The sequence below is a fragment of the Paractinoplanes hotanensis genome, assembly GCF_023717965.1.
In the GTDB taxonomy this organism is placed as follows: domain Bacteria; phylum Actinomycetota; class Actinomycetes; order Mycobacteriales; family Micromonosporaceae; genus Actinoplanes; species Actinoplanes polyasparticus.
Genome location: NZ_JAMQOL010000116.1, coordinates 1 through 2324, shown reverse-complemented (window position 1 = coordinate 2324; position 2324 = coordinate 1). Strand labels below are relative to the sequence as shown.

The window sequence follows — 2324 nt, the reverse complement described above, 5'->3', positions numbered from 1 at the left end:
CACCATCCGAGCGACCTGGTCCTTATACTCCGGCGTGAACGTCCTGCGCTGCCTCGCCATCGACATTCCCCTTTTCCGTCCAGAAGAGAACGATCTTAGTTGGTTCCCTCTCCGGAAGATCCGGGGCGGCTCAATGAGTCGGCCGTCGGCGGTTTTGAGCCATTGACCGTGTCGTAGTTGCGCCGCGTCGATCCAGCGCCCGCCCAGCGTCGCGGTGTCGCCGTCGTGGTCGACCCAGAACGGGTGCCCGTCGGTGGCGGTGATCGTCGCCGTGACGTCGTCGGCGCCTTCGACGGTAATGTCGATCAGGTCCTTGGCGCCGTCGCCGACGATGGTCGCGGCGACTTCCTGTCCCGTGCTGGTGTCGGCGTCCGGGTCACCGGCCATCACCCGGTCACCGGGACGGACCCGCTCGATCGGCTTGGCCGACCCGTCTTCCATCAAGACCTGAGTGCCAGCAACGAAGCTGTTCAACCCACAATTATCCGAGCCCTGCGGCCCACCGGAACCCTGCGGCCCACCCGAACCCTGCGGCCTACCCGAGCCCTGCGGTTTGGTGCCCATCGGGTCGACCAGGCCGGTCGGCTGATTGAACACGTACGCGTACGGGTTGGTGTCGCCCGAGGCCAGACCGATCGGGTCACGGCTGATGAACCGCTGCTGCGTCGTCGAATAGAACCGCGACCGGTAGTAGTACAGCCCGTCGCCCTCATCTTCACGACCGGTGAACCGGGTCGCATTACCCTGATCATCGACGTGTCAGCCGAGGCGACAGTGCTTCCGGCGCTGCTGAACAGTGTTGAGGCCGTCATAGAGGTAGCCGGCGGTGGCACCACCGGCCGTACGCGGCGCCCGGCGGCCGGCACCGTCATAGCCGTACGACACCGTCAGGCCCGACTTGGTCACACCCGTGAGCCGACGACGCGCGTTCCATCTGTAAGTCGCAGATCCCTCGGCCGCGAGCTATAGGCCCGGCCGACGCCGGGCCGCGCACACGCGCCACAGGCCTACGGCCCCGCGCGCACGCCCATCATCTCGGGACACGAAGGCCACGTAACCGCCGGAAGGCCAGCAGGCCGCGCCGTCACGATCGCCAGGTGGATCACGACGCCTCGCCGGAGATCGACTTCCGACGCCGTCCGTCAGCACATTCGACCCAGACCGCGCCGCACGGACTCACGGGTCCGAATATCGACACAGCTCGATATGCGTGATCGGTTGACAGTAACCGTGACAGCAACCGGTGCGCACATCTGCGCAACATAGCGCACAGGAACGACGAGAGTCCGTTCAAAAGGACGCTTGTCGACCTCTCGTCTTAAGAGTTGCAACCGCAGGGAAAACTTGGCACTAATTATTTAGATCGCAGTTAACACCTGGAACTGGCTGCGAAACCAGAAATGGCGCACGACAGGCCAAGTCAAGCGAATCCAATCGAGCTTACTCCGGCGCCAAAATTAGCGCGCCGGCCTTTAGTGTGAATTCACCTCGCTTTGCGCTTTCGAAAGCGTCCCACCCGACACGGAAGCGCCTTTCCGACGGAAAGTCCGGTCCACTTACAGCCGAGGTCCTCTTCAGTCTATCGGTAGTTTCATTTCGAAGCACTCTCCATAGAGTCCGCACATAATTGACGACTTCGTGATTCTCGGAATCATAGATTGCGGCCCACCGCCCATGCTGTAAGTCATCGTTAACCCGACGGCATCGCAACCATTGGACAACCGGCCCACCAGATGGTGCATCGATCGTGCCGTTCGCGCGAGCGACGCCGGCCAACTTCGGCATGATTCCGGAGTGCCAAATACCAATGGCGCGCTTGCAGTCTAGGGGTGAGTCTCGGATAGGTGGGCTGTCCACCGCCTCCCAGGACCAATCGTCGACAAGCCTCACCTCGGGGAGGGCCAGCACTACAGCCTCTGCTATGGCTACCTCATCTCGTTCTGACATAAAGAACGAGATCTGAGTTTTACGCTCCATGACTATCGATTCTATCTCGACTTGGGATACATGACGACGGGACCACCGCCATGATGAGCGATGTCGAGGGCGTTCTCCAATTCGCGCGGATCAGCGGCGCCACTCGCGTAGGTATCGACCGTCTGAACGTGGAACACTGCTCCGGTCTCGGGATGCTCGAACGTAAGGTCCGGATATCGGACAGACCCATTGGGTAGGTTGATTGCGCGTTCAGGCAAAGAACCTCCGGCAGCATGCTTCCAATCCGGATTGGCTTCAAGGATGTCGCCCCCAGGGCCTTCGCAAGGTCGAGGTATGACCGGATAGCCGGTTGTGGGGTAGTCACGCCGGTTCTGGTGGGTACATAG

The 2324-nt window shown here is 61.6% G+C and carries 4 protein-coding genes and 1 pseudogene; all 5 read right to left on the bottom strand.

Annotated elements, in window-relative coordinates; all coding sequences use genetic code 11:
- The coding region (locus tag LXN57_RS47630) for a Hint domain-containing protein (RefSeq protein ID WP_251804949.1) at positions 1 to 474 on the bottom strand (474 nt) is incomplete at its 3' end.
- 96 nt (positions 475 to 570) lie between these two features.
- Positions 571 to 732: pseudogene (locus LXN57_RS48540) on the bottom strand (RHS repeat-associated core domain-containing protein); the annotation flags it as partial.
- Between the two features lie 27 nt (positions 733 to 759).
- A complete protein-coding gene (locus tag LXN57_RS47625; RefSeq protein WP_251804948.1) occupies positions 760 to 906 on the bottom strand; it encodes a hypothetical protein in 147 nt (48 codons plus the stop codon).
- 534 nt (positions 907 to 1440) lie between these two features.
- Entirely contained in the window at positions 1441 to 1977 is a 537-nt protein-coding gene (locus LXN57_RS48730) for a DUF8467 domain-containing protein (protein WP_507185060.1), read from the bottom strand.
- Positions 1978 to 1988: 11 nt separating this feature from the next.
- Positions 1989 to 2324: hypothetical protein (locus LXN57_RS47620; protein ID WP_251804947.1), on the bottom strand; the 336-nt coding region annotated here is incomplete at its 5' end.

Bases quoted from the DNA above. Each gene is read 5' to 3' on its own strand.
- LXN57_RS48730 (WP_507185060.1), bottom strand. From the start codon at position 1,977: ATGGAGCGTAAAACTCAGATCTCGTTCTTTATGTCAGAACGAGATGAG.